Annotated in this window: 17 protein-coding genes and 2 pseudogenes; 7 read left to right on the plus strand and 12 right to left on the minus strand. The window is 51.6% G+C overall.

Going from position 1 to position 22,443, the window contains the following annotated elements; all coding sequences use genetic code 11:
• Positions 1-10: 10 nt before the first annotated feature.
• The 3 genes from ABD931_RS23850 to ABD931_RS23860 form a co-directional block, all read right to left on the minus strand.
• On the minus strand, positions 11-2,206 hold the full coding sequence (locus ABD931_RS23850; RefSeq protein WP_345270529.1) for an NAD(P)-binding protein: 2,196 nt from the start codon (positions 2,204-2,206) through the stop codon (positions 11-13).
• Between the two features lie 23 nt (positions 2,207-2,229).
• Positions 2,230-4,437 (minus strand): FAD-dependent oxidoreductase, encoded by a 2,208-nt coding sequence (locus ABD931_RS23855; RefSeq protein WP_345270530.1) that lies wholly within the window; start codon positions 4,435-4,437, stop codon positions 2,230-2,232.
• Positions 4,438-4,505: 68 nt separating this feature from the next.
• Positions 4,506-5,363, minus strand: coding sequence for a methyltransferase domain-containing protein (locus ABD931_RS23860; RefSeq protein WP_345270531.1), 858 nt, complete (start codon positions 5,361-5,363; stop codon positions 4,506-4,508).
• Between the two features lie 471 nt (positions 5,364-5,834).
• Here ABD931_RS23860 and ABD931_RS23865 point away from each other — a divergent pair, with 471 nt between their 5' ends.
• The 4 genes from ABD931_RS23865 (at position 5,835) to ABD931_RS23880 (ending at position 12,736) form a co-directional block, all read left to right on the plus strand.
• A complete protein-coding gene (locus tag ABD931_RS23865) occupies positions 5,835-8,234 on the plus strand; it encodes a glycoside hydrolase family 2 protein (RefSeq protein ID WP_345270532.1) in 2,400 nt (799 codons plus the stop codon).
• Positions 8,235-8,359: 125 nt separating this feature from the next.
• Positions 8,360-9,697: a GntP family permease gene (locus ABD931_RS23870; protein ID WP_345270533.1), complete on the plus strand. Its 1,338-nt coding sequence runs from the start codon at positions 8,360-8,362 to the stop codon at positions 9,695-9,697.
• A gap of 31 nt (positions 9,698-9,728) precedes the next feature.
• On the plus strand, positions 9,729-11,063 hold the full coding sequence (locus ABD931_RS23875; RefSeq protein ID WP_345270534.1) for a four-carbon acid sugar kinase family protein: 1,335 nt from the start codon (positions 9,729-9,731) through the stop codon (positions 11,061-11,063).
• A 32-nt stretch (positions 11,064-11,095) separates the two neighbouring features.
• Positions 11,096-12,736, plus strand: coding sequence for a M1 family metallopeptidase (locus tag ABD931_RS23880; protein WP_370469349.1), 1,641 nt, complete (start codon positions 11,096-11,098; stop codon positions 12,734-12,736).
• 320 nt (positions 12,737-13,056) lie between these two features.
• On the opposite strand, the gene ABD931_RS23885 is transcribed toward ABD931_RS23880, so the two are convergent.
• From ABD931_RS23885 to ABD931_RS23895, 3 genes are all read right to left on the minus strand, one after another.
• Positions 13,057-14,301, minus strand: a complete 1,245-nt coding sequence (locus ABD931_RS23885; RefSeq protein ID WP_345270535.1) for an NAD(P)/FAD-dependent oxidoreductase — start codon at positions 14,299-14,301, stop codon at positions 13,057-13,059.
• A 73-nt stretch (positions 14,302-14,374) separates the two neighbouring features.
• Positions 14,375-15,379, minus strand: coding sequence for a 4-hydroxyproline epimerase (locus ABD931_RS23890; protein WP_345270536.1), 1,005 nt, complete (start codon positions 15,377-15,379; stop codon positions 14,375-14,377).
• Between the two features lie 49 nt (positions 15,380-15,428).
• Entirely contained in the window at positions 15,429-16,355 is a 927-nt protein-coding gene (locus ABD931_RS23895; RefSeq protein ID WP_345270537.1) for a dihydrodipicolinate synthase family protein, read from the minus strand.
• A 123-nt stretch (positions 16,356-16,478) separates the two neighbouring features.
• Between ABD931_RS23895 and ABD931_RS23900 the strand changes: the two genes are divergently transcribed.
• A complete protein-coding gene (locus ABD931_RS23900; RefSeq protein ID WP_345270538.1) occupies positions 16,479-16,910 on the plus strand; it encodes a response regulator transcription factor in 432 nt (143 codons plus the stop codon).
• Here the strand turns inward: ABD931_RS23900 and ABD931_RS23905 are convergent.
• From ABD931_RS23905 to ABD931_RS23925, 6 genes and pseudogenes are all read right to left on the minus strand, one after another.
• Positions 16,876-17,784, minus strand: a complete 909-nt coding sequence (locus ABD931_RS23905; protein ID WP_345270539.1) for a YihY/virulence factor BrkB family protein — start codon at positions 17,782-17,784, stop codon at positions 16,876-16,878. The two genes, ABD931_RS23900 and ABD931_RS23905, sit on opposite strands and share 35 nt — an antisense overlap.
• 267 nt (positions 17,785-18,051) lie before the next feature.
• Positions 18,052-18,282 (minus strand): annotated as a pseudogene (locus ABD931_RS29300) (twin-arginine translocation signal domain-containing protein); the annotation flags it as partial.
• 16 nt (positions 18,283-18,298) lie between these two features.
• Positions 18,299-18,778 carry a Cif family virulence factor gene (locus ABD931_RS23910; protein ID WP_345270540.1) on the minus strand — a complete coding sequence of 160 codons (480 nt, stop codon included), beginning with the start codon at positions 18,776-18,778 and terminating at the stop codon, positions 18,299-18,301.
• Positions 18,779-18,782: 4 nt separating this feature from the next.
• Positions 18,783-19,349: a DinB family protein gene (locus ABD931_RS23915; RefSeq protein ID WP_345270541.1), complete on the minus strand. Its 567-nt coding sequence runs from the start codon at positions 19,347-19,349 to the stop codon at positions 18,783-18,785.
• Positions 19,350-19,370: 21 nt separating this feature from the next.
• Complete coding sequence (locus tag ABD931_RS23920; protein WP_345270542.1) at positions 19,371-19,850, minus strand: DsrE family protein; 480 nt, start codon at positions 19,848-19,850, stop codon at positions 19,371-19,373.
• Between the two features lie 27 nt (positions 19,851-19,877).
• The gene (locus ABD931_RS23925; RefSeq protein ID WP_345270543.1) at positions 19,878-20,048 is read right to left on the minus strand and encodes a DUF1059 domain-containing protein; all 171 of its coding nucleotides are present in this window, start codon (positions 20,046-20,048) and stop codon (positions 19,878-19,880) included.
• Positions 20,049-20,983: 935 nt separating this feature from the next.
• On the opposite strand from ABD931_RS23925, the gene ABD931_RS23930 reads away from it, so the two are divergent.
• Together ABD931_RS23930 and ABD931_RS29305 are read left to right on the plus strand one after the other, a co-directional pair.
• Positions 20,984-21,490: a hypothetical protein gene (locus ABD931_RS23930; RefSeq protein WP_345270544.1), complete on the plus strand. Its 507-nt coding sequence runs from the start codon at positions 20,984-20,986 to the stop codon at positions 21,488-21,490.
• Positions 21,491-21,532: 42 nt separating this feature from the next.
• Positions 21,533-22,432 (plus strand): annotated as a pseudogene (locus ABD931_RS29305) (PKD domain-containing protein); the annotation flags it as partial.
• Between the last annotated feature and the right edge of the window lie 11 nt (positions 22,433-22,443).

Genomic DNA, 22,443 nt, shown 5'->3' on the forward strand with positions numbered 1-22,443 from the left:
CTGTCTTATTTCATTCAGACTCGTGTGTTTTGACGGCATATTCACCAATGATGGTTAAAGGGACTTTGGTAATAGCCCGTGCGGTGGCAATGCCCGCCATCATCGCTCCTTCAAAACAACCTGAATTTAGGGGTGTGGCAATCCAATCGCCTGTAATGTACAAATTTTCAAAGCCTGTTTCATCTGTTTTTAACCGGTATTTCGAACTGCCCGTCACCGAAAGCACATACCGCTCCGACGGATCGATATTGGCTCTCATATACTGCGAATACAAGCGGTTTATTCCCATCTGTGGCCGGCTGTCGTGCAATAAAAACCAGTTAAACCATTGACTCAATCCTCTGGAGGGTTTTACCCGTGGAAAAGGCACCTCTATATGTTTCACCAGAAATTCGATGAATTGGCCGGCTACCCGGTAATACATATACTGCGGGAATACTGAAAAACCTGGTGGTGGTACCTGAGCGGCATCTCTGAAAACACCCGTAAAGAACAATACACTCTTCGGTGTGTTATTCACCGGCCAGTCTTCCAGGGCTACCAAGTCGGGGTTCATACAGCACGTACTCAGCGGTTCATGGTAGGTTGTATAGATGCTCACGTCGGGGAAAGCCCAGCCCAGGTCACTGGCGCTGCGGTTGGTCCATAGTTGTAAAGACTGCGTGGGCACCGTTTCAATGGCACCTACCATCCTGCGCCAGTTCTCGTTCGCTTCGATCAATTCGGTACAGAGGTACGGAATTGAGCCGACAGAGATGCCAAAAATTACTTCATCAAAGTCTTTGCCATCCTGCAAGGTAACGGTTTCCTTACCAGTCCAGGCCGTCCAGAAAGATTCAAGGTTGACATTTTCGGCCTGGCTTCGTTTCTCCAGTTCTTCACCTTCAACGATGAGGTCATACTTAGGTTCGGAAGGCCAGCACTTTATGCCTTTTACGTCAACCAGTGGATCATACTTGTCATCGCCCGACTTGAGGGTTACCTGCTTTTCAATGTCGATGCGGTCGATCCGCTTCTTATCGGCCGATACGTGCAGCTCTTTTACCTTATGAAAGAATTTAAACTTTACCCCAAACTCCTTTAGCAGCAGGTAGTAGGGCGTAAACACAACTTCAGCCATACTTCCCCTGAATTTGAAGAACATGCTTTTGTCATTGGTAAGCAACGCAACAAGAATGCCTTTCAGGGTAGTGCCGGCTTCAGAGTTGGGAAACCGCTTATCGCCGTCCCGGTATGCAAAGGCACCATCATAGTAGGAGGTAACCAGGGTATTGCTCAACGTCACTTCGGAAGCGCCGTGGCTGCGCAGCCACTGAATAAAGTCGATCTCATTCAGGGAGTCTAATCCCTGATGAAACACATTATCCGTAAGCAGGCCGTTTAGTATCGTAAGACCGAGGTCAACGATAACAAATATACGTCGCAGAATCTGGTGTTCTTCCAGATAGGAACTAAAAACGTCGCCGATAAAGGAAAGGAGTGTTTCTGTTTCGTTCAGCAGGCCTGTCACTAACGGATGGTTCTTTTGAAACGTGTTGATCTCTGCCAGCCGGGTGAATTGGTCATGTACACTTTTCAGCCGCGTAACTACCTTGTCGGTATTGTTTTGATGATCTTCTTCCAGCCACTCAACCAGGTGTTGCGCCACTGTTTTCGGTATTTTAACCAGATTGTTCTTCTCCTCTTCTACGGTTTGAATGATCAGCTTCAGGGCAGCAATAACGTAATCTGCCAGGTAGTATGTAAAATCTTTGTGCTGGCTATCGGGTACCAGGTTTTTTTCGGGGGGTATATTCCAGGTATGAGGGCTTATTTTCCAGGCATCCCAGCGGTTCATTTGCAGGTTCTCATAGCCAATATAAGAAGGGCAGGGGATAAGCGCTTCATGCCAGGGTTTAGGTTTATATCCGGTTTGCTGCAGGCGGGCATAACAATCATCTATCCAGCGAAAAGAGTTGTGATAAGCACCAAACCAAAAGTGTATGCCATGCTCTTCTACCCGGGCATGCGCCTTTAGGTTGCGGCCGCTGGCGCATTTACCTCCCAGCCGCCAGCCAAGCTGATATACGGTTATATCGAGCTTGCTCTTATCCCAATTATTGGCCGCCAGCATGTAGTAAACTGCCGCCATGGCGGCAGGCCCTCCTCCCAGTACGGCTATCTTTTTGGCCGACGGTTTTGTAGCAGTTGCAGAATTATTCTCCATAGTGTAAAGGCTTAGAATGGCTTTTATTGCATTTGAAACAATCCGTTGTCACCAATGACCGGTATGTCTGTTCCGGTGATGGCCGTAGCACAACGAATCCCTGAAACCACACAAGCTTCGATACAGCCTGCATTGACACCGTTGTCTGTCCAGTCGCCGGTAAAAAATAAATTGCTATACCCTGACTCATCGACCCGCATCCGGTAGGCAGAGCTTCCTTTCGTAGAGAGGGTGTAGCGTTCCCACGGATCTACGTTGACCCGCCAGTACTGCGCGTTGAAACGTTCCGGACCCACTCCCTTCCCAAAATCCAGTAGATCAGTCCATGCAAACTGACCGCCCTGCTCCGAGCCGGGAAATATCCATTTTATGTATTTTTCAAGGTAGTCTAGGGAGACATCCTTCACAACAGCGTTCATATAATCCGGAAACGTATGCTGACCGGCAGGGGGAATCACAGGCTGTTCGGGAAACGGACCTACCAAATAGGTAATTTGCTTCGGACCGGTCTCGAGATTCCAGTTTTCCGCTTGCAACAGATGCGACATATCAGCAAATGTGTCAACCGGTTCCCAGAAAGCAGTCATTATGCTGGACTTGAATTTCCAGCCCAGCTGTTCGCAGGTTTTGGTAAGCCAGAGTTGGGTGGAGAAGGTTTGATTGGTATTTACGTTTACAATACTGTCCAGCCAGTGTGGATTTTGCTGAATCAGTTCGGGACATATATGTATGTGCGCGGCAATAGGAATATTCAGGATAATGAGGTCAAAATCGCCGGTGCCTTCTTCCCCCCTTTTTTTCAGCACTACGTTTCGTTTGCTTTCATCCGCACAACCTGGCCACTCAGACCAGAACGACTCCAGCGACACATTTTTACCCGCTGCGGCTAGCTGTTGCATGGCTTCGCCTTCTACCAGTTGATCATAAAGCGGAGCAGCAGGCCAGCAGTCTACACCACCTACATTAAAGGTGGGCTGGTAGCCTTCCGGTTCATACTCCGGCTTTACAATAGCCTGCCGCTCCAGGATAATCTCCGAGACTGAACCTTTATCTGCCGATAACGTAAGCGCTTTTACTTTATGAAAAAACTCAAACCGTACCCCTAGTTTTTTCAGTACGGTATAATAGGGAGAGAATATGGTATCGCCCATACCGGCATTCATTTTCCACAGCCAATGTCCTTTGCTGCCAAACGCAATACCAAAGCAGATACGCAGGGCGACGCCGGCTTCCAGATCGGGGTACTCCTTAATCCCCTTACGATACGCAAAGCAACTGTCATAGACAGTACGCACCCAGAACGAGTTAAGGGTTACATCTGTAGCACCATGACGTTTTAGCCATTCTTTGAAATCTACGTTATTAATTGAATTAAGGCCTTTATGCACTACATGGTCTTTAATCAACCCTTTTGTAACAGCCAGGCCGACATCGAGCAGGGTAAAGAATTTTTTTGTTTCCCAGTCGTTGGCCATTGCTTCACTAAATTTGGTATACAGCCAATTCGCGAAACTGTCGATAAGCGCGATGATTTGGGGTTTTACAGGGTGATCCGGTTGATAAAAGCTGGAGCTATTCTCAAGAATAAGCCGGTTAATGGTTCGGATAATCACCCCGGCTGTAAAGTGGAGGGTTTTTTCCTTCAGCCAGTCTACTCCATCTTTAAGGGTTTCCCAGAACGTTTCTAGCGTATTTTTGTCGATAGATGTGTCTGCGTTTTTTTGGCCGATTGGGTGGTGAAAAAAGAACTCTTCCAGTTTTTGTGCCAGCAATTGCTGGTATTCGGCAAGGGTAAGAAGTTCTTCATGGCCACCAGGCTCGCCGGGTATGGCGGGCACCGTTATTGGCACTCCCTTCCAGTTATTGCCAATGTTTTCCATGACAACAACATCGTCTTCCGGAGTAAAGGCTTTATCCCAGGTGTTAAAACGGTGCTCCGGACCCCAGTCGAGGTGCGTGTAGCAATCTTTGAACTGATTAAAGGCATTGCTGTACCAGCCAAACCAGGCATGAAGACCGTGTTCCAGGATGCGTTGGTTGTTTTCGGAAGGGTTAACGGAATTCTTTACTTTTTCGCGACCACTAGCCCCTTTGCCCCCAATGCGCCAACCCATTTGGTAAATAGTAATGTCGTAATTACCGGCAAATTGATCGGCCTTCAAGAGTTCGTATACAGCCGACATAGCACCCATGCCCCCGCCGAGTACGGCTACTTTCGTTTTGTGCAACATCTTATTTGTTTTGGCTTGTAGTGATTGTTTTAGGCGTAATTGTAGGCTTTGGGGTAATTGATCGGCCTTTATTTATTAGCAATCAGCATGTGGTACGACCATAAACCTGCCTTTAGGCTTTTGTATTGGTAATACGTTGACCAGACATTGGCTTTATGCAGGGCTGTCCGTTTACCAATAATTCGTAAGGCTCCATCACAGATAATGCCTGGCACAAAACAGTAGTATAGCCGCCTGGCAGAGGGGGCTATATGCGCTGTAATATCAACTGACCGGGTATTTGAAAAGCCGCTGTCGACAGCTTTTTGCGTAAAGCGCACAAGGGGTTCAAACGAAGGAACAGCCCAGGAATGAGCCCACTTGTGCAGCAGTTGACTTTTGGTGACATCCGCTTCAGGATAATTGCTAAAGAAATCGGCAACGATCAGACGTCCTCCTTTTTTCAGTACCCGGTACGCTTCTTTCAGAAAATCTTTTTTTTCGACAGCGTGGCAAACACTTTCTATCGCCCAGACAACATCAAACGAACAGTCCGGAAAAGGCATATTGGTGTAGTTGGCCACTGAAAAAGTAACCGCTTCAGAAACGCCGAGTGCCATTGCTTTTTGGCGGGCATGGGCTACCTGCTTAGGGCTGAGGGTAATGCCTTCTACCTGGCAACCAAACCGGGATGCCAAAAAGACCGAAGAGCCCCCAACACCACAGCCTGCATCCAGCACCTTATCGCTGGTTTGAATCCCTGCCATTTCGGCGACTTTGGTATTCATGTTTAGCAGGGCCGATCGAAGGTTAGGCGTAGTTGCATCCCAATAACCATAATGCATACACCCGTGGGTATTCAGGTGCCAGATAATTTCATAATCTACCTGGCATTGCTCGTAATAATCAATAATGGTAGTTTCTGTAACGGCAAAAGGTGATTCCATTTTTTACGGCTAAGTTTTGCGTTATCATAAAAATATATAGTTGGTGTTGGTATTCTGGGAAAACTAAATCGTATTGTATAATAGAAGAAATTTTGGGCGTAGTAAAGACATACCGTTAAGTGCTTAAACTTACTACTTTTTACCATATGAATAAAAAATCCTTCTAAGCGAATATAAGCAGGAAAGTTACGGTCTCGCTTCGTTTTAATATAGGCACTCAACGATTAAAACCGGCGCTGTTGGGATACCCTATAAAAAACAAAGCCGGAACCGACGTACTGGTTGATTTTGTGTATTGCTTTGCCTGTCTGATCAGAACCGTTGTCACTGGTTAGGGGTGAATAGTAGCGTAGATGCCTGTTTTCGCTGATCTCAGGAAAACAGGCATGGGTAATACACACTAAGTACTGGCAACATCAGCCAAACCAATATAGTTAAGAGCAGAAGGCCTTTACTGGGTTACTCACATTAATGATAATACGTATATCTTGTTTACTCCGGTTGCTGGTATTGCTGAATGGCGTCAGTCAGACGGTAGCCGGCAGTGTTCCGGCGAAACCGGTTATCAGTCAGGCGCTGAACTTTAACGTCGGCTGGGAGTTTGTCAAAGACATTGATACGACCGTTACCGCCGATTTCTTTCGCCGGAATGCCGGGCCGGCCAATTCGTGGCGGCTGGTGTCGCTGCCCCATACGGCACAGCCTGAACCGCTGGTTATTACCGGGACTCAATGGCAGGGTACAGGTTTCTACCGCAAGTTCTTCACCATTTCGGCCGCGGACAAAAATAAACGGCTGGCGATCCATTTTGAAGCGGCCATGCACGAAGCCGATGTATACCTGAACGGCAGGCACCTGCTGAAGCACATCGGCGGCTACCTGCCCTTTGAGGTAGATATCAGCCGGTACGCAACAGCTGGTGCCGAAAACTGTGTGCTGGTTAGGGTCAACAACCAGGATAATCCGGCCATTCCGCCCGGCAAGCCTATCAGGGATTTAGACTTCAACTACTACAGCGGCCTCTACCGAAATGTTTACCTGATTGTTGACGATAAGCTGCATATTCCGGATGCCGTGCAGGCCGGACGGAAAGCCGCCGGCGGAGTGCTGGTTTATTATTCGCGGGTAAGCCCGGCGTTGGCGATGGTGCATGTACAGACGGAGGTAAAGAACGACCACCCGACGAACTTGTTGACAAAAGTGCGCTTAACACTGTTAGACTCCGCTGGACGGCAGGTTGGGCTGGTTATTTCCAAAGAAGTTTCGGTACGGCGGGGAGCCTACAGCCGGTTTAGCCAAACGATCAGCGTCAGGAGACCCCGGCTGTGGTCGCCGGCCGACCCGTACCGGTACCGGCTGCTGGTCGAGGTGTTGCAAAGTGGCCGCGTTGCCGACCGGGAGGAACTGGCGGTGGGCATCCGGACCTTCCGGTTTGCCGGCGACGGCTTTTACCTGAACGGCGAAAAGCTGAACATCCGGGGTACTAACCGCCATCAGGAGTACCCGTATGTCGGCTACGCGCTGTCTGACAATGCCAATTACCGCGATGCCTGGCAGATTAAGAATGCCGGCTTCAATTTTGTGCGCTGTTCGCACTACCCGCCGGCCTCGGCTTTTCTGGATGCCTGCGACGAACTGGGTCTCCTGGTCATGGACGCCATTCCGGGCTGGCAGTTCTTCGGCGACAGTACCTTTCAGCAAAACAGCCTGGCCGATGTTCGGGGTATGGTGCGCCGGGACCGTAACCACCCCTGTATTATCCTCTGGGAAGCCTCGCTGAACGAGTCGGGTATGTCGCCGGAGTACATGGAAAAAGCGCACCAGGCTGTCCATGAAGAGCTACCGTTCGGCGATGTGTATACCTGCGGCTGGCTGGATTCGGTGTATGATGTGTTCATTCCTGCCCGGCAGCACGCCAAACCGCCCCACTACTGGAACAACTACGACAAAAACAAACCCCTGCTGATTGCCGAATACGGCGACTGGGAATACTACGCCCAGAACGCCGGCTTCAACCAGATGGCGTTTAAAAACCTGAAGGAAGGTGAACGGTCGTCAAGGCAACTGCGGGGTGCCGGCGAAAAACGCATGCTGCAACAGGCGCTTAATTTTCAGGAGGCCCATAACGACAATTTGCGCGGCCGGGCTGTGGGCGATGCCAACTGGCTGATGTTCGACTACAACCGGGGGTATGCGCCCGACCTGGAAGCCTCTGGTATCGCTGATATTTTCCGGTTGCCCAAGTTCGCGTTCTACTTCTACCAGAGCCAGTACGGACCCGTGCCCGACCGCCGGGGCTTCGGCAAACCCATGCTTTTGATCGCTAATTACTGGACCCGTACGTCTCCCAGAGACATAACTGTCTACAGCAACTGCGAGGAGGTTGAACTGTTCCTGAACGAGAAATTTCTCGGCCGGCAGAAACCCGATCAAAACGACTGTTCTACTCATCTGGCGCACCCGCCGTTTACGTTTTCGCTCCCCCGCTTTACCGCCGGCGAGCTGAAAGCCGTTGGTTACCTGAACGGTTCTGCTGCGGTGGAAACAACCGTTCAGACACCGGGCACTCCGCAGGGCCTCCGGCTTACTATAGACCGGCGCGGCCGGGATCTCAGCGCCAACGATGTGGTGTTTGTCTATGCGTCGGTTGTTGATGAACGGGGAACGGTGATTCCGGATGCCGCACATTCCGTTATTTTCCGGGTGGAGGGCGACGCCGAACTCGTCGGCCAGAATCCCATCAGCGTCGAAGCGGGTACGGCCACCATCCTGTTAAAAACCGGAGCAGTTGCCGGTTTAGTAAAAATTACGGCCTATGTAGAGGGGCTGAGAGGAGCCGAATTAATCAGCCCGGTTACCGCCGGCCGGTAATGGAAAAGCATTATAAGGGTAACCTGACGCGTTCGTCCAGGTCGGCAATCTGTGGGTAAAGTTACTACCGTGTCTGCTTTTTGCGTAGTATTGAGGCTATTCTCCTAACCCTAACGTAACCTGACATGGTAACTGGTTCTTACCTCCTGGTCATTTTTGTGCTGTCGATCCTGCTGCTGCTGGTCTCGATTATCCGGTTTAAAATCAATCCGTTCCTGGCCCTGCTCGGCACGGCGCTGATTACCGGCCTGCTCTGCGGCATGCCACCCGATACTGTGACCAAACAACTGGCAACGGGTTTTGGGCAGACACTGGGCGGTATCGGTATCGTCATCGGTCTGGGTATTATCTTCGGGGGGATTCTTTCCGAAAGTCAGGCTACAGAGCAGATTGCCGCTATGCTGCTGCGGACCGTCGGTCGTAAGCAATCGCCCCTGGCCATCAACCTGACGGGGTATTTTGCCTCCATCCCGGTCTTTTTCGACGCGGCTTTTGTTATTTTCATGCCCCTGCTGCGCGATTTGTCCCGCGATACCCGCATTCCGCTGGTGACCTACGTCACGGCTATGTCGATCGGGTTGCTGACTACGCACTGTCTGGTCATTCCAACACCCGGTCCGCTGGCTGTGATGGGCAATATGGGGCTCGATGCCGGCGCTTTTCTGGGACTGGGGATGCTCATTGCCCTACCCGCTGCGCTGGTTGGTGGGCTGGTCATGGGCCGCATCCTGGGCCGGCATATTATTATTGAGAACCTGCCCGATCCCGTGCCGGAGACGCCCACGGCGGCTGTTGTGGTCGAGCGTCGGGTACCGTCGGGTCAGGTATCGCTGCTGGTGCTGCTGTTCCCGATCCTGCTGATCCTGATTGGTAGTATTACCAGCCAGTTTCTGCCGGTGGGCTCGTCGGGCCGGCGGCTAATGGGGTTTATCGGCGATAAAAACGTAGCCATGCTGGCCGGGGTGCTGGTGGCCTTTACCACCATGCGCCCTTACCTGCGCAAAACGTTCGATCAGCTCATTGTGGAAGGCGCTTCGGCTGCCGGGCTGATTCTGCTGATAACCGGAGCTGGTGGTTCGTTCGGCAGTATCATCAGCGCATCGGGCATCGGTGACTACCTGGTGCAGTCGCTGACGGGATTCAACCTGTCGCTGGTGGTAATGGGTTTTGTGCTCACGCTCCTCATCCGGGTTGCGCAGGGCTCGGCCACGGTCTCGCTGGTAACAGCTTCGTCCATTCTGGCCCCGATGGTGGTACCAATGGGGGCCAATCCGCTGATTGTTGCACTGGCCATCTGCTGCGGGGGTATGTGCTTTTCCCTGCCCAATGATTCCGGCTTCTGGGTCGTTTCCCGCTTTGGTAACCTCACCGTTTCTCAAACCTTAAAAGCCCTGACACTGGCCGGCACCGTTGCCGGTCTGACCGGATTGGTGTTGCTCCTGATCCTCGACCTGTTTATCTGAGCGCCGGACGGGAACCCCTGTAGCTATACCTATGAACGAAAAACTGATTCTGGTGCTGGACGATGACCCCACCGGCATCCAGACCGTACATGGCCTGACGGTGTACATGCGCTGGTCGGCCGAGATTATGCGTCATATCTTTGAAAACGACCGGGTGGCGTACATTCAGACCAACTCCCGGTCGCTTACCGAGGCTGACGCCGTTGCCACCACCAGAGAGATCATGGAACTGGCGGTAGCTGCCCACCGCGCTACCGGCCGCAACTTTGCCGTGATGAGCCGGTCCGATTCTTCCCTGCGGGGCCATTTTCCGGCGGAGCCGGCTGCCATCCGGCATGTTTGGGAATCGGCCGGGTTGCCGCCTATTGATGGGCTGGTGTTTTGCCCGTTTCTGGCGGAGGCCGGTCGGGTCACCATAGATAACCGGCATTATATCCGCCAGGCAGACGGTAGCCTGACGCCGGTCGCCGACACCGAATTTGCCCGTGATGTGGTATTCGGCTATCACCATTCGGACCTGACCCGCTATATCGACGAGAAAACGCAGGGTTCTATCCCGGCCGAAAGCGTAGTGTGCATTCCACTGGCGGTGCTGGACAAGAACGATAGTTCGGCCGTGATTGAAATCCTCAAAACGGTGCATCACTTCACCCCAGTGGTGGTCAACGCCACTGATTACCGGCATCTGCGTTTGTTTGCAGAAGCCTTGCGGGCGGTGGAGCAGACCGGCAAGCGGTTTGTGTTCCGTACGGCGGCTTCGCTGGTAAAAGTCTACGGAGACATTACCGACCAGCCCCTCCTGGGCCGCACCGAGTTGGCTCCCTACCTGCAAAGCGGCTCCGTGCTGACGGTAGTCGGGTCGCATACGAGTCACACCACCCGGCAGCTACAGGCCCTGTTGCGTCAGGAGTCGGTGGCAGTAGTTGAACTGGATGTGCCTACGCTGCTGGTGGATGAAGAAGAGGCCGGACAGATGGTGCAGGAAGCCGTAGACAAGTGCGAAGCGGTGATGAAACAGGGAGGTCATCCGTTGCTGATGACCTCCCGGCAACGCGTGAGCGTCGCGGATGCGGCCGGCAACCTGACCCTCTCGCAACGAATTTCCGGTACCCTATCGGCCATTGTCCGGCGGTTGTCCATCCGCCCCCGCGCTATCATTGCTAAAGGCGGTATCACCTCCAGCGATATAGCCGTACAGGGCCTGGGCATGCAAAAGGCGTATGTGCTGGGGCAGGTGCGACCCAGTATTCCGGTGGTGCTGGCGCAGGAAGAGAGCCGCTTTCCGAACCTCCCATACGTGATCTTTCCCGGCAATACCGGCCAGGAAGACGATCTGCTGACCATCTGGAACTTAGTACAGTCGTAAGCATTATCTCTGCTTTTTTTCGTTACTACCCTATGATGAAAATTCTGCTGATCTGGGCTTGCCTGCTGACGGCGCTCACCGTATCTGCCCAGAAATACCAGTTTACCCGCGACGATACGCTGCGGGGCAGCATCACCCCCGAACGGGCCTGGTGGGACCTGACGTATTATCACCTGCAGGTGCGGGTTCAACCCACCGACAGTACCCTCAGCGGCAGCACCACCATCCGGTACAAGGTGCTGAAGCCAAATCAAACACTCCAGGTAGATTTGCAGCGGCCGTTACGCATCCTAAAAGCAGAGCAGGATGGGCAGGCGTTGACGTTCCGGCAGGAGGGAAATGCGTATTTTGTTTCGCTGAAGAAGCCACAGCAGGCCGGCAGAACAGAGTCGCTGGTGGTGCATTACGCCGGTAAACCGAAGGTAGCCAAACGACCGCCCTGGGACGGGGGTGTTACCTGGTCGCGTGATACCACCGGCCAGTGGTTTATTGCCACCTCCTGCCAGGGGCTGGGTGCCAGCGTGTGGTGGCCCTGCAAAGACCATATGTACGACGAACCCGACAGCATGCTCATCAGCGTCACCGTTCCAAAAGAACTCACCGATGTCTCCAACGGCCGCCTGCGCCGGGTGGTGGAGAACCAGGACGGTACCCGCACCTTCGATTGGTTTGTGAGTAATCCCATCAACAACTACGGTGTCAACCTGAACATTGGCCGGTACATACATTGGTCAGATAGACTACAAGGCGAAAAAGGCCGGCTGGATCTTTTCTTCTACGCCCTGCCTGAACATGAGGGCCAGGCCCGGCGGCAATTCCAGCAGGTGAAGCCGATGCTGAAGGCCTTTGAATATTGGTTCGGCCCGTACCCGTTTTACGAAGATAGCTATAAACTGGTGGAAACGCCCTACCTGGGCATGGAACACCAGAGTTCGGTGACCTACGGCAACAAGTTTCGCAATGGGTATCTGGGCCGCGATCTGTCCGGCACCGGCTGGGGCTTGCTGTGGGATTTTATCATCATTCACGAATCGGGGCATGAGTGGTTCGCCAACAACATCACCTACAAGGACGTTGCCGATATGTGGGTTCACGAAAGCTTTACCAACTATTCCGAAAACCTGTACATCGAATACTACCACGGTAAAGCAGCCGGTGCCACCTACGTGATAGGCTGTCGCAATCAGATTCGCAACGACCGTCCGATTGTCGGCGTCTACAACGTCAACTTCTCCGGCTCGGGCGATATGTACTACAAGGGTGGCAATATGCTGCACACCATCCGGCAGATCGTGGGCAACGACGAAAAGTGGCGGCAGATCCTGCGGGGCCTGAACAAAACCTTCTACCACCAGACCGTCGACGGTAAGCAGATCGAAGAATACATCAGCCGCCAGGCGGGCGTCGACTTGCAAAAAGTCTTCGACCAGTACCTGCGCGACACCCGCCTGCCTACGCTGGAGTACCGGCAAACAAAAAATGGCCTCCAGTACCGCTGGACCAACTGCGTCGCCGGTTTCAACATGCCCCTCCGCATTTGCCTCAACGAAGCAAAGGAGTACCAGGCCATCCGCCCTACTACCACCTGGCAGACCCTGCGTACCCCGGACGTTAAATCCCTCTCCGTCGACCCAAACTACTATGTGCTGGTAACCCCGTACCCCGGAATGTAATTCCGGCCCCTGTACCGGCCCTGTCCCGATGGCCGGTACAGGGCCGAAAATGTGTTCAAACTGATACAATATTGGGGAAGAATTCCACAGTTTTGGTACGGATGTATGGTGCGAAAAGGTGAATTCCGGCTGATTTTAAATGCTTTATGAATTGGTGTGGAACTGGCATGATTTCAGTATATTCATGAACAGGCGAGAGCCGCTTGGAATCAGGAGTTCGCTACAGGCAGTAGCAATAGATATAGATCAATTACGCATTACTCAACGTCATGAAAGCCAGAAGCCCGGTTTGCGAACCGGGCTTCTGCACATTTAGGGCCTCACGAAAACCGTTCCGGACGAAAAACGTCTACCGCCATGCTTATCGGTTGCCCCGACAGCGTCTCCGCAACCAGCTTGCCCGTAGCCGGGCCTAAGCTGATACCCATCATGCCGTGGCCCGTCGCCAGTGTTACATTCTCGTACCGCGACAGCCGGCCGATGTAGGGTAGGCCGTCGGGGGAGCAGGGGCGCAGGCCCCGCCAGACCGTTTCGGGTTTGGGCATGTCGACCTCAAGATCGGGGTAGTACTGGTTGATGGACTGGACAATGCCCCGCACCCGGTTCATGTTGACCGACAGATCAACCCCAGCTACTTCCAGCGTACCGGCAAACCGCAGATCGTTGCCGATGGGCGTGGCTGTAGCGCGGGCTTCGAGCATGATGGCCGGCACCCGCACGTTGTTTGTCCGGTTCTTAAGCACAAAGCTATAGCCCTTGCCGCCCTGTAGTGGTAGCGATACCCCAAGCTGCCGGGTTATCACCGGCGACCAGGCTCCCCCAGCCACCACCACCTCATCCACGGTATGGTCGCCCTGCGCCGTGCGCAGGGAGGTAACGCGACCGGCTGACGTACCGAAACCGGTAACCGCCTGTCCATCCAGTATAGCAACACCCTGCTGTTTCAGATACCCAACCAGCGAACGAACCAGTTGACCGGGGTTTAAATGCGCGTCGCCGGGAAAAAACACCGCTCCCCGTACGTCCACCCGCGTATCCGGTTCCAGATCCCGCACCTGTCGGCTACTCAGGACGTGCGCGTCAATGCCGGCCCGGTTGGCTACCTCAGCTTCTTCGGCCATGTCGTGTTCGGCTCCGGCTGTTTTGTAGAGCATTAGCAGTCCGCGCTCCTGCCAGCCAAAGTCTAGCTCACCCGAAGCCGCCATATCCTGATACAGTCGCTTGCTCAGCAGGCTGATGTCGCGCAGGGCCGGAATAGCCCGTTCGACATGCTCCGGCGTCGAATGGCGGTAAAACAGCCAGCCCCAGCGGAGCAGGTCGGCGCTCAGGCGGGGTTTGATGTAGAAGGGGCTGGTCGGTTTCAGCAGCATCCGCATGCCTTTGGCAATCATGCCGGGCTGCGCCAGCGGAATAATGTGGCTGGGCACAATCATACCGGCGTTACCGAACGAGCAGCCGTCGGTAATCGGGTTCTGATCAAAAACGGTAACGCGGTGGCCGGCTTGCCGCAGGTAGTACGCCGAGCATAAGCCAATAATGCCCCCGCCGATGATGCCAACGTGCATGTTAAAGTAGTTGAATGGTTGAGTGGTTCATTGGTTCATTAGTTAGCTGGTTTACTGGTTAACCAATGAACCATTAAATTACTTGAAAACCATGAACATACGGATCGTCATCGTCCAGAATAAGGTGGTTGTAGCCATGAATCATGGCCCAGCCTTCAATGCTCGGGATGATGGCGGGCTTGCCGTCGAGGTCGGTTTCGGCTTCGATGCGGCCGGTGAAGATGGAGCCGATGATGCTTTCGTGAACGAAATCCTGCCCCGGCTTCAGCCGTCCCTGCCCGTACCACTGCGCCATCCGGGCCGATGTACCCGTACCACAGGGCGAGCGGTCGATGGCCTTGTCGCCGTAAAACACGGCGTTGCGGGCGGTGGAGGTGGATTGCAGCGGTTCGCCGGTCCAGAGCAGGTGGCTGAGACCCCGGATGGTTGGGTTCTCGGGATGCACAAAAGTATATTTCTCATTTAAGCGTAGCCGCAACTCCCGGCTCCAGCCGATCAACTGCTCTGCCTTATAGTGCTGCAAGCCCGGAAAGTTGGACTGAGGATCTACAATGGCGTAAAAATTACCACCGTAGGCCACATCGACCGTTAGTTCTCCCAAATCGGGGCAGGTTACATGCAGTCCTTCGGCCGCCAGGTACGATTTGATATTGGTAATCTTTACTGAAGTCACTTTGCGGCCTTCCTGTCGGTACTCGGCCCGAACCAGGCCGGCGGGCACTTCCAGGTTCAGTACGCCCGGCGTTTTGGGCCGAATCAGGTTCTGCTCAATGGCGACCGTAACGGTGCCAATAGTGCCGTGGCCGCACATGGGCAGGCAACCGGAGGTCTCGATAAACAGCACTCCGGCATCGTTGGCCGGGTCGGTGGGTGGGTACAGAATACTGCCCGACATCATATCATGGCCGCGGGGTTCAAACATCAGCCCTTTCCGAATCCAGTCGTATTCGGCCAGAAAGTGCTGACGCTTTTCGCTCATTGATGCCCCGTTCAGGTGCGGGATACTGCCTCCGGTGACAACGCGTACCGGGTTGCCGCAGGTGTGGGCGTCAATGCAAAAGAAGTGGTAAGCAGGCATTTAGGAATGATGAATGATAAACGATGAACGATGAATGGGGGGGCATTCATCAGGCGAGACTGTCTTCGGGTCGGAGGAGAGCGGGGCGGCTGGCGATGGCAGTCTGGATAATGGCTTCGACGCGGCTGCGCTCTTCGCCTTCCAGCATCAGGCGGGGTGCCCGCACGTATTCGGAGCCGATGCCGGTAGCCGTAGCCGCCAGTTTGATATACTGCACCAGCTTGGGGTGAATATCCAGCTCCAGCAGGGGCATGAACCAGCGGTACAGGGCACGGGCTTTGTCCAGTTTACCGGCCAGCGCCAGTTCGTATAAGTGAACCGTTTCCTGCGGGAACGCGTCCACCAGACCGGCTACCCAGCCGTCGGCACCCAGCAGCAGGGCTTCCAGCGCCAGCGTATCCACTCCACACAGCAATTTATACCGGTCGCCAAAAGCGTTGCGCATCCGGGTGAGGTTGGTCAGATCCCGCGTTGATTCTTTTACCGCCTGTATGTTGGGCAGGGTGGCCAGCTCCTCAAACATGGCAATGGTTACCGGAATCTTATAGTCGACCGGGTTATTGTAGATCATGATCGGCAGCGGGGTCGATTCGGCCACGGCCCGGAAAAACGCCACGGTCTCCCGCGAATCGGCGAAGTAGCGCATAGGGGGCAACAGCATCAGGCCGTCGGCTCCACCTGCTTCGGCATCGCGGGCCGCGGCTATGGCGTCCCGCGTTGAGGCTTCCGCAATGTTCATGATCACGGGTACCTGACCGGCACTAACCGCTATGGCTTTGTCCAGCAGTTCCAGACGCTCGGAGCGGGTTAGGGTACTGGTCTCACCCAGCGAGCCGCTCAAAATAAGGCCGTGGACACCGGCGGATAGCTGCGCCCGGAGGTTGGTTTCAAACAAAGTCAGATCCACGGCGTCGCCGGCAGTAAAAGGAGTGAGTAAAGCGGGGTAAACACCCTGCCAGTTTACAGAAAATTGCATGGTGAACGGGAGAGAAAGACGGCTATAAAACTACACACAAAAAATTTCTTTCCGAAATGGTAGTAAAATCTTTAACTTATAATACATTTATGCCAACTATCGGTAACTTAAACAATAAATTATATGAAAAACAGATACAAAATTTTGATTGCCGAAGATGACCCATTCATTCGTAAAGTGCTGCGTTACACGTTGCAGGACGATTTTGAGGTGAGTACCCACATTAATGGCCTGGAAGCTATGCTCTGGCTGGAGCAGGGCCAGCCGGTTGATCTGATCCTTACCGATTTGCAGATGCCCTATGTAGGCGGGCAGGAGTTGATTCAGAATATTCGCGCGGGTTCGTTATTCCGACATCTGCCCATCATAATAATTTCGGCGATGGACGATAGCAATACCCGTATCAAGTGCCTGGAACTTGGTGCCGACGATTATGTAACCAAACCATTTAACCCGATGGAGATTAAGGCGAAGATAATGGCTGTTTTACGTCGTATTGAGCAGCGGAGCGTACAACTGCCTAATCCTGTGGTTGCCGGTCCTCGTCCTCGGTAACCGTATAGCCCACCGCTGTTGTTTTGGGAGTCATCTCCACATTAGCCCAGCGGGCGTATTGTCGGGTAAAGGCAGCTCCGAAATAATAAATCAGGGAGCAGTAATACACAAACAGCAGCACCAGCATTATGCGTCCGGCCGAGCCGTACAGGGGCCGAAGCTGACCATACGTCAGTAGTTGGCCCAGGATGAGTTCGCCGATGGTAAACAGCACCGCCGTTACCAGGGAGCCCATCCAGACGGCCGGCCAGTGAATGCGAACATCGGGCAGCGTCTTGAACAGCATGGCGAACCAAAGCATCAGCAGTGCTACGGATACCACATAATGACTTATATCCAGAAAAGCGGCATCGCTGTCAGTAGGCGGGGCACTCAGCAGGTTCAGCACCTGGTGAATGCCAATAGCAGCCATAAACAACATACCGGAGCCGATTACCAACCCCAGAAATAGCAGACGATCCCGTAAGATATATAAGGAGGATCGGTCGTCTTTGGGTTTTACGTTCCAGAGTTGGTTGAGCGACCGCTTCATAATGGCAAACATCGACGTGGAGCTAATCAGCAGAATAAAAATGCCCAGCGTGGTTAACAGCGGATCGGCGCGGTCCTGCTGGAGGTGTTGGGAAATATCTTTGAGCTGACGGGCAGGCTGGCGTCCGAAAATATCAGCTAACTGGCTAAATAACCGTCCACTAATCCGCTGTTCCTGATCCTGCAGGAGCGTACTGAAAACCTGACTGAGGATGATCACAATTGGGGGCAGGCCAAAAAAGGCGAAGAAGGCAGTAGCCCCTGCCATGCGTATTGGATCATTATTCCTCAGGTTGGTAAACGCTTGTCTGAATAAATTCAGGAAGGGCAAAACTTGTTTCATCAGCCTGGTTATTTCATCAGAATAACCGGATGTATACTGTCAGGGTTTTGGCATTGCCCCGACATTTGGGTCGGTTCCGTAAAAGACGGCGTCAGTACTTACCTTCATCTTACCAGGGGTCAAAATCGGCTTTACTGGTGATGTGAAACACGCGGCTGTAGGTACCCCGAATGTACCGGACCTGATACTGGTGGCCGGCCAGGTGGGTACAATGCGTTTTGACATCCACTCTTCAAACCAGCACAGATGGCCAACTACCCAGCGGATTGAATTTGATTCTGCGTTAGGTTTCCAGTCAGCTTCTTTTTCGGTGATGCCTTTCAGATTTCCCCAGAGTGATTTATACTGGAAATCCGTCATGTCGGACAGTAAGCTGACTTCCTGCATGGTGCAATCCGTATCTTGTACGTTTAACGGCAGCGTAGTGGTCAGCAGGGGTGAAACGGCACAGGCCGTCGTGCCTTTCTTTAAGAAAGAGCGTCTTGAGTGCTGGTTCATGACAAAGGAGTTTGCGCTATTTTTTAGCCGTTGGCGAGTTGACCAGTTGATTCAGTTGAGGAACGATATTGTCGGGAAGCAGGAGGGTTATTGAAAACGATTTGAGCTTCCAGCCATTGTCTTTTTCGTAAACGATTACTTCCCGCAGAGGGACTTTGGTAAAGTACGGCCAGTTGACCTGCTTGATCACCACAGCCGCGTTGCCGCCGGCTACAGGGGTAATTGTTCGCGAGACAGTGGTTAAGTTGTATTTATTGGTATTTATGTCTTTCTCAACGCGTTTCCGGAAAACGGCTACCGGCCATACATCCGTTGGGTCAGTCCCGTAAAAGACGGCACTATTGGCTACATTCCGGAAAACGGCATTTATGTCTTTTTTGAGAAATCCCTCATCAAATTGCTTATCTACCGCTTCTACCTCAGCGGCTTTGAAGGATTGGGCTTTTATGTTATACGTAGTTGCCAGCAGACAAAGGGCGAAAAAGATAGGTTTCATTTGATTAGTTCTGTTTTTGGAGGATACTTTCTTTGATTCGTTTAATTTGTGCGCGGTGGTGGTCGAGATGAAACCGCAGAAATTCCAGTCGTTGTACCACATTTAGCGGCCCCATAATAACGTGCGGGTAGATGATGCGGTCTAGTTCGTGCTCCGGTACCTGCCTGAGCTGTTCACCCAGAGCGTTGAGTTGCGTCTGACAGGCTAGTAAAGCACTTTTCCAGTACGCTAACGGACCACCCAGTCTGGGAGCCGCACTAGCCGGAGCTTCTTCTTTAGGACGTCCGTTTTCATGCCGCCACGTCCGGGTCACAATGTCCTCGATAGTAAGCCCATCGTTCAGGCGTTCACCTTCCCAGTACTGCCCCTGCTGCTGAGCCTGAAACGCCTTCCACATCATCAGAATACCGCCCTGCTCGGCCCATACCAGATGTTCCGTAACGTCGGTTACGCTCCAGGATGACGTATCCTGTTTCCAGCTCTCCATCTGGGTACCAATTATGTCTATTTCGGATAAGAAGTTACTTCGGGCGCTCTCAACATCCCCGATAAGGCTTGTAATTTGCACCATAGTTTGCTTTCGGTTGTACACTTAATACGTAAACATCCGGTCGTGGTCAACGGAGAGCTGCACCAGCACCTTGGGCATAGCAAACTCGGCCGGTTTGCCTTTTATATCGTCCTCGGTCATGCCTCGGGCTTTGGCCGACATGCCGGAGAGATAAAATCGCCCGCCCCCTTTCACAATGGCCTCGTAGTGTTCTTTCAGTTTGCCGGTTCCTACGCCTTCGACTGTGCCCATGTCTTTGTCCCGGAGCAGCAGAACGGCGTTCCCCGCCAGAAACAACGAAACGGAATGGCCTTCTTCCAGTGCGGCTTTGGCCACCAGAAAAGCGAGGGCGGCCCGCGTGGGATCTTCCGGGCCGTGGGTTACGTGTACGAGAATTTTCATGTTGGGGGCGTTGGGTTTAGTAATGCTGGTTGCCGGCGCTGCATTGGACGCCAATCCGGTCTGAGCCTGTCCGCCTAAGACAGACAGGACCAGCCATAACGAAAGGTAAATTGCTTTCATGTGTCGTGTTGAACAAAGTAGAGGGTCTTACTCGTCTTTGATTAACGGCCGGATCTGGTCGGCCATTTCGGGGGTTACCTGCACCTGGTGGGCATCCTGGGCGTGTTGAGCGGCCAGTTGCAGCACTTCCTGTTCGTTTTCGGCTTTGATGACGCCGGGGCAGTCAAAACCAACCTCGCGGCAATGGAGAACTTTCATACGTATACTGGTTTAAAGGTATTTGGAGAATTCCAAAACAAAAATGCCTGCTTATGTTCTGCATTACAATACCCCAAAAGTGGTATTTTCGGCCTCAGACACGGTTCTTCCTTTTGATTACTGCAAGTAGCAAATTTACCTGTCCTGCTACTTTAGTATACTGTCTGAGCCGTATGTACCTGCCGTTCCGTTCCTCAATTGACCTTTTGATGCTGGGCCTCCTGTCGGCCTGATTACCACTGACCGTCCAGCCCATTAACTTTAGTTATGTACCGCTACCGGCCGAACTTGGGCATCAATGGATTACCGACACAAATAAGGCCGGCAGGGATACCGGGATAACTGCTAATTCTCCAGTCGTTTCCTATAAGAATACCCCCCGGTTTGTGCCGGACCTGCGGCCGATTGGCGTAGCCGGTTACCTGCTCAAGAATGCCTCGCAGCAGGGGCTGACTGCCTGAAACGGGTATCGGCGGACAAGACCTGTTTTATGAAGATAATCTTTCAGCGGTTTAAGGGCTTTTTAGACGGCATTAAAGTAGTGCCCGACGACTTAGCTGAAAAATACCACAAAAAGGGTATTGATCCCTAAATATGCCTGATTATTTTATAGACATACTTGTAAAACGATTCCGCTAAAAATAGGCTTAAAAATGATATGACAAAAGTGTAGAATACGTAGAAATACGCATTTTGAAAAATACCCTTTTTGGGGTATAGAAATAAAAATAGGACTTGGGTACCTTTGTGAAAGTAAGTAAATAGCACGCAAATGATTATGAGTAGTTTGTGTTGTGAAAAGCTATAAACGATATAGACGTTTAAGCCATACAGGTATTATTTAGCTCGAACTTTTTGCTTTACGGTGCACACTATCGGGTGTGGGTGGAAACTATTGTCTTTTTTTAATTTTTACATTTTTAAACGGTATAATTATGGATCAGTTCAATTTTAAACTTACAATTATTTTACGACGACTTTTTACTTTGAGCAAGCAAGTTAGGTTCAAAAAAACAGCTTATTCGATGCACGTTTCGACAATCTTCTTTTTAGTTACCTTGCTTACATCATTCAACTTTACTGTATTGGGGGGAAATATAGCCGATGAATGGACGTTGCATTCTACGGTGGATGGGGTGGAAATTTACTACAAAATAGCAAAATGTGAAAACATAAGTACTGTTTTCTTAAAGGTTAACAATACCAATTCACAGGATGTCAAAGTTACGTGGGAAGAGGAATTCTGGACAAACGCTTTTCACATAGCCGCTAACCCCCAAGGGGCTAAAGAGCTGACTGTAAAGGCCAAACAAGCCTTGCAGAATGAATGCGGTAATTTTACTTCTGAACAATGCACTATTCCAATAATCAAAGTGGCAAGTATCCCAATTTTGATATTCACAGGTTTTAACGCTAAAAATGTAACAGTTTTATATCTCTAGTCTTCAAAATTAATATTTATGAAAAAGTATATACTAATACTGATGGCGGTATTATTATCAAGTGTTTCTTTCAAAATATTGGCACAGGGCGTGGTCTACGTTGTTAATAATAATCCTTGGGGACAAGCTACGAACGATGCCTCATTGAATGCTGTTTTTGGTTCAGGAAATTGGCAGAGATTTAGTTACTCGGCTATAAATGTGGCAACGGTTTTTACAGCCAGTAATAAATTTATCTTTTTAGAAGGCAGCGATGGAAATACTATTGCATTGAATAACTTTTTGATCGCAAATAGAAATGTAATTGAAAATTGGGTGGCGAACGGAGGCAGACTTTTCCTAAATGCTGCTCCAAACGAGGGTGGAGATATTAATTTTGGCTTTGGAGGAACAACTTTGTATAATTATCTTCCGGTTTATAATTATAGTCTTCTAACTCCTAAAGCTGAAGTGGCATCCTCTCATCCCATATTTAACGGTCCTTTTGTTCCTGTAGGGTCTACCTGGACTGGTAATTTTTTCGCCCATGCCATTATAGAAGGAACAGATTTGACTACATTAATAAAGAGCAGCAGTTCCGGTAAGATACTATTAGCCGAAAAAACTTGGGGCGCTGGACGAGTTTTGTTTGGTGGAATCACGCTTTCTTATTTTCATAGTCCCCAGCCAGATGCCACAAACTTAAGAAACAACATTTTCAAATACCTCTATAATTCAGGCCCTGCCTGTACTACTCCGGTTCCAACATTTGCAGTTTCTCCAGTTTGTTTAGGTGCCGCTTCTTCTTTTACAGACGCATCCACCAATGTAGCTGCGGATGCTACCTATGCATGGGATGTTAATAATGATGGCACTGTAGATTATACGACAAAAGGAGGAATTACACATACGTACGCAGCAGCCGGGAACTACACGGCCAAACTTACTATTAAGCAGGGGGCCTGCGAAGAAAG

The organism is Nibrella viscosa (assembly GCF_039541875.1).
In the GTDB taxonomy this organism is placed as follows: Bacteria; Bacteroidota; Bacteroidia; order Cytophagales; family Spirosomataceae; genus Nibrella; species Nibrella viscosa.

Bases quoted from the DNA above. Each gene is read 5' to 3' on its own strand.
- ABD931_RS23900 (WP_345270538.1), top strand. From the start codon at position 16,479: ATGAAAAACAGATACAAAATTTTGATTGCCGAAGATGACCCATTCATT.
- ABD931_RS23905 (WP_345270539.1), bottom strand. From the start codon at position 17,784: ATGAAACAAGTTTTGCCCTTCCTGAATTTATTCAGACAAGCGTTTACC.
- ABD931_RS23855 (WP_345270530.1), bottom strand. From the start codon at position 4,437: ATGTTGCACAAAACGAAAGTAGCCGTACTCGGCGGGGGCATGGGTGCT.
- ABD931_RS23850 (WP_345270529.1), bottom strand. From the start codon at position 2,206: ATGGAGAATAATTCTGCAACTGCTACAAAACCGTCGGCCAAAAAGATA.
- ABD931_RS23865 (WP_345270532.1), top strand. From the start codon at position 5,835: ATGATAATACGTATATCTTGTTTACTCCGGTTGCTGGTATTGCTGAAT.
- ABD931_RS23915 (WP_345270541.1), bottom strand. From the start codon at position 19,349: ATGGTGCAAATTACAAGCCTTATCGGGGATGTTGAGAGCGCCCGAAGT.
- ABD931_RS23860 (WP_345270531.1), bottom strand. From the start codon at position 5,363: ATGGAATCACCTTTTGCCGTTACAGAAACTACCATTATTGATTATTAC.
- ABD931_RS23875 (WP_345270534.1), top strand. From the start codon at position 9,729: ATGAACGAAAAACTGATTCTGGTGCTGGACGATGACCCCACCGGCATC.
- ABD931_RS23895 (WP_345270537.1), bottom strand. From the start codon at position 16,355: ATGCAATTTTCTGTAAACTGGCAGGGTGTTTACCCCGCTTTACTCACT.
- ABD931_RS23920 (WP_345270542.1), bottom strand. From the start codon at position 19,850: ATGAAAGCAATTTACCTTTCGTTATGGCTGGTCCTGTCTGTCTTAGGC.
- ABD931_RS23910 (WP_345270540.1), bottom strand. From the start codon at position 18,778: ATGAAACCTATCTTTTTCGCCCTTTGTCTGCTGGCAACTACGTATAAC.
- ABD931_RS23890 (WP_345270536.1), bottom strand. From the start codon at position 15,379: ATGCCTGCTTACCACTTCTTTTGCATTGACGCCCACACCTGCGGCAAC.
- ABD931_RS23870 (WP_345270533.1), top strand. From the start codon at position 8,360: ATGGTAACTGGTTCTTACCTCCTGGTCATTTTTGTGCTGTCGATCCTG.
- ABD931_RS23930 (WP_345270544.1), top strand. From the start codon at position 20,984: ATGGATCAGTTCAATTTTAAACTTACAATTATTTTACGACGACTTTTT.
- ABD931_RS23925 (WP_345270543.1), bottom strand. From the start codon at position 20,048: ATGAAAGTTCTCCATTGCCGCGAGGTTGGTTTTGACTGCCCCGGCGTC.
- ABD931_RS23880 (WP_370469349.1), top strand. From the start codon at position 11,096: ATGATGAAAATTCTGCTGATCTGGGCTTGCCTGCTGACGGCGCTCACC.
- ABD931_RS23885 (WP_345270535.1), bottom strand. From the start codon at position 14,301: ATGCACGTTGGCATCATCGGCGGGGGCATTATTGGCTTATGCTCGGCG.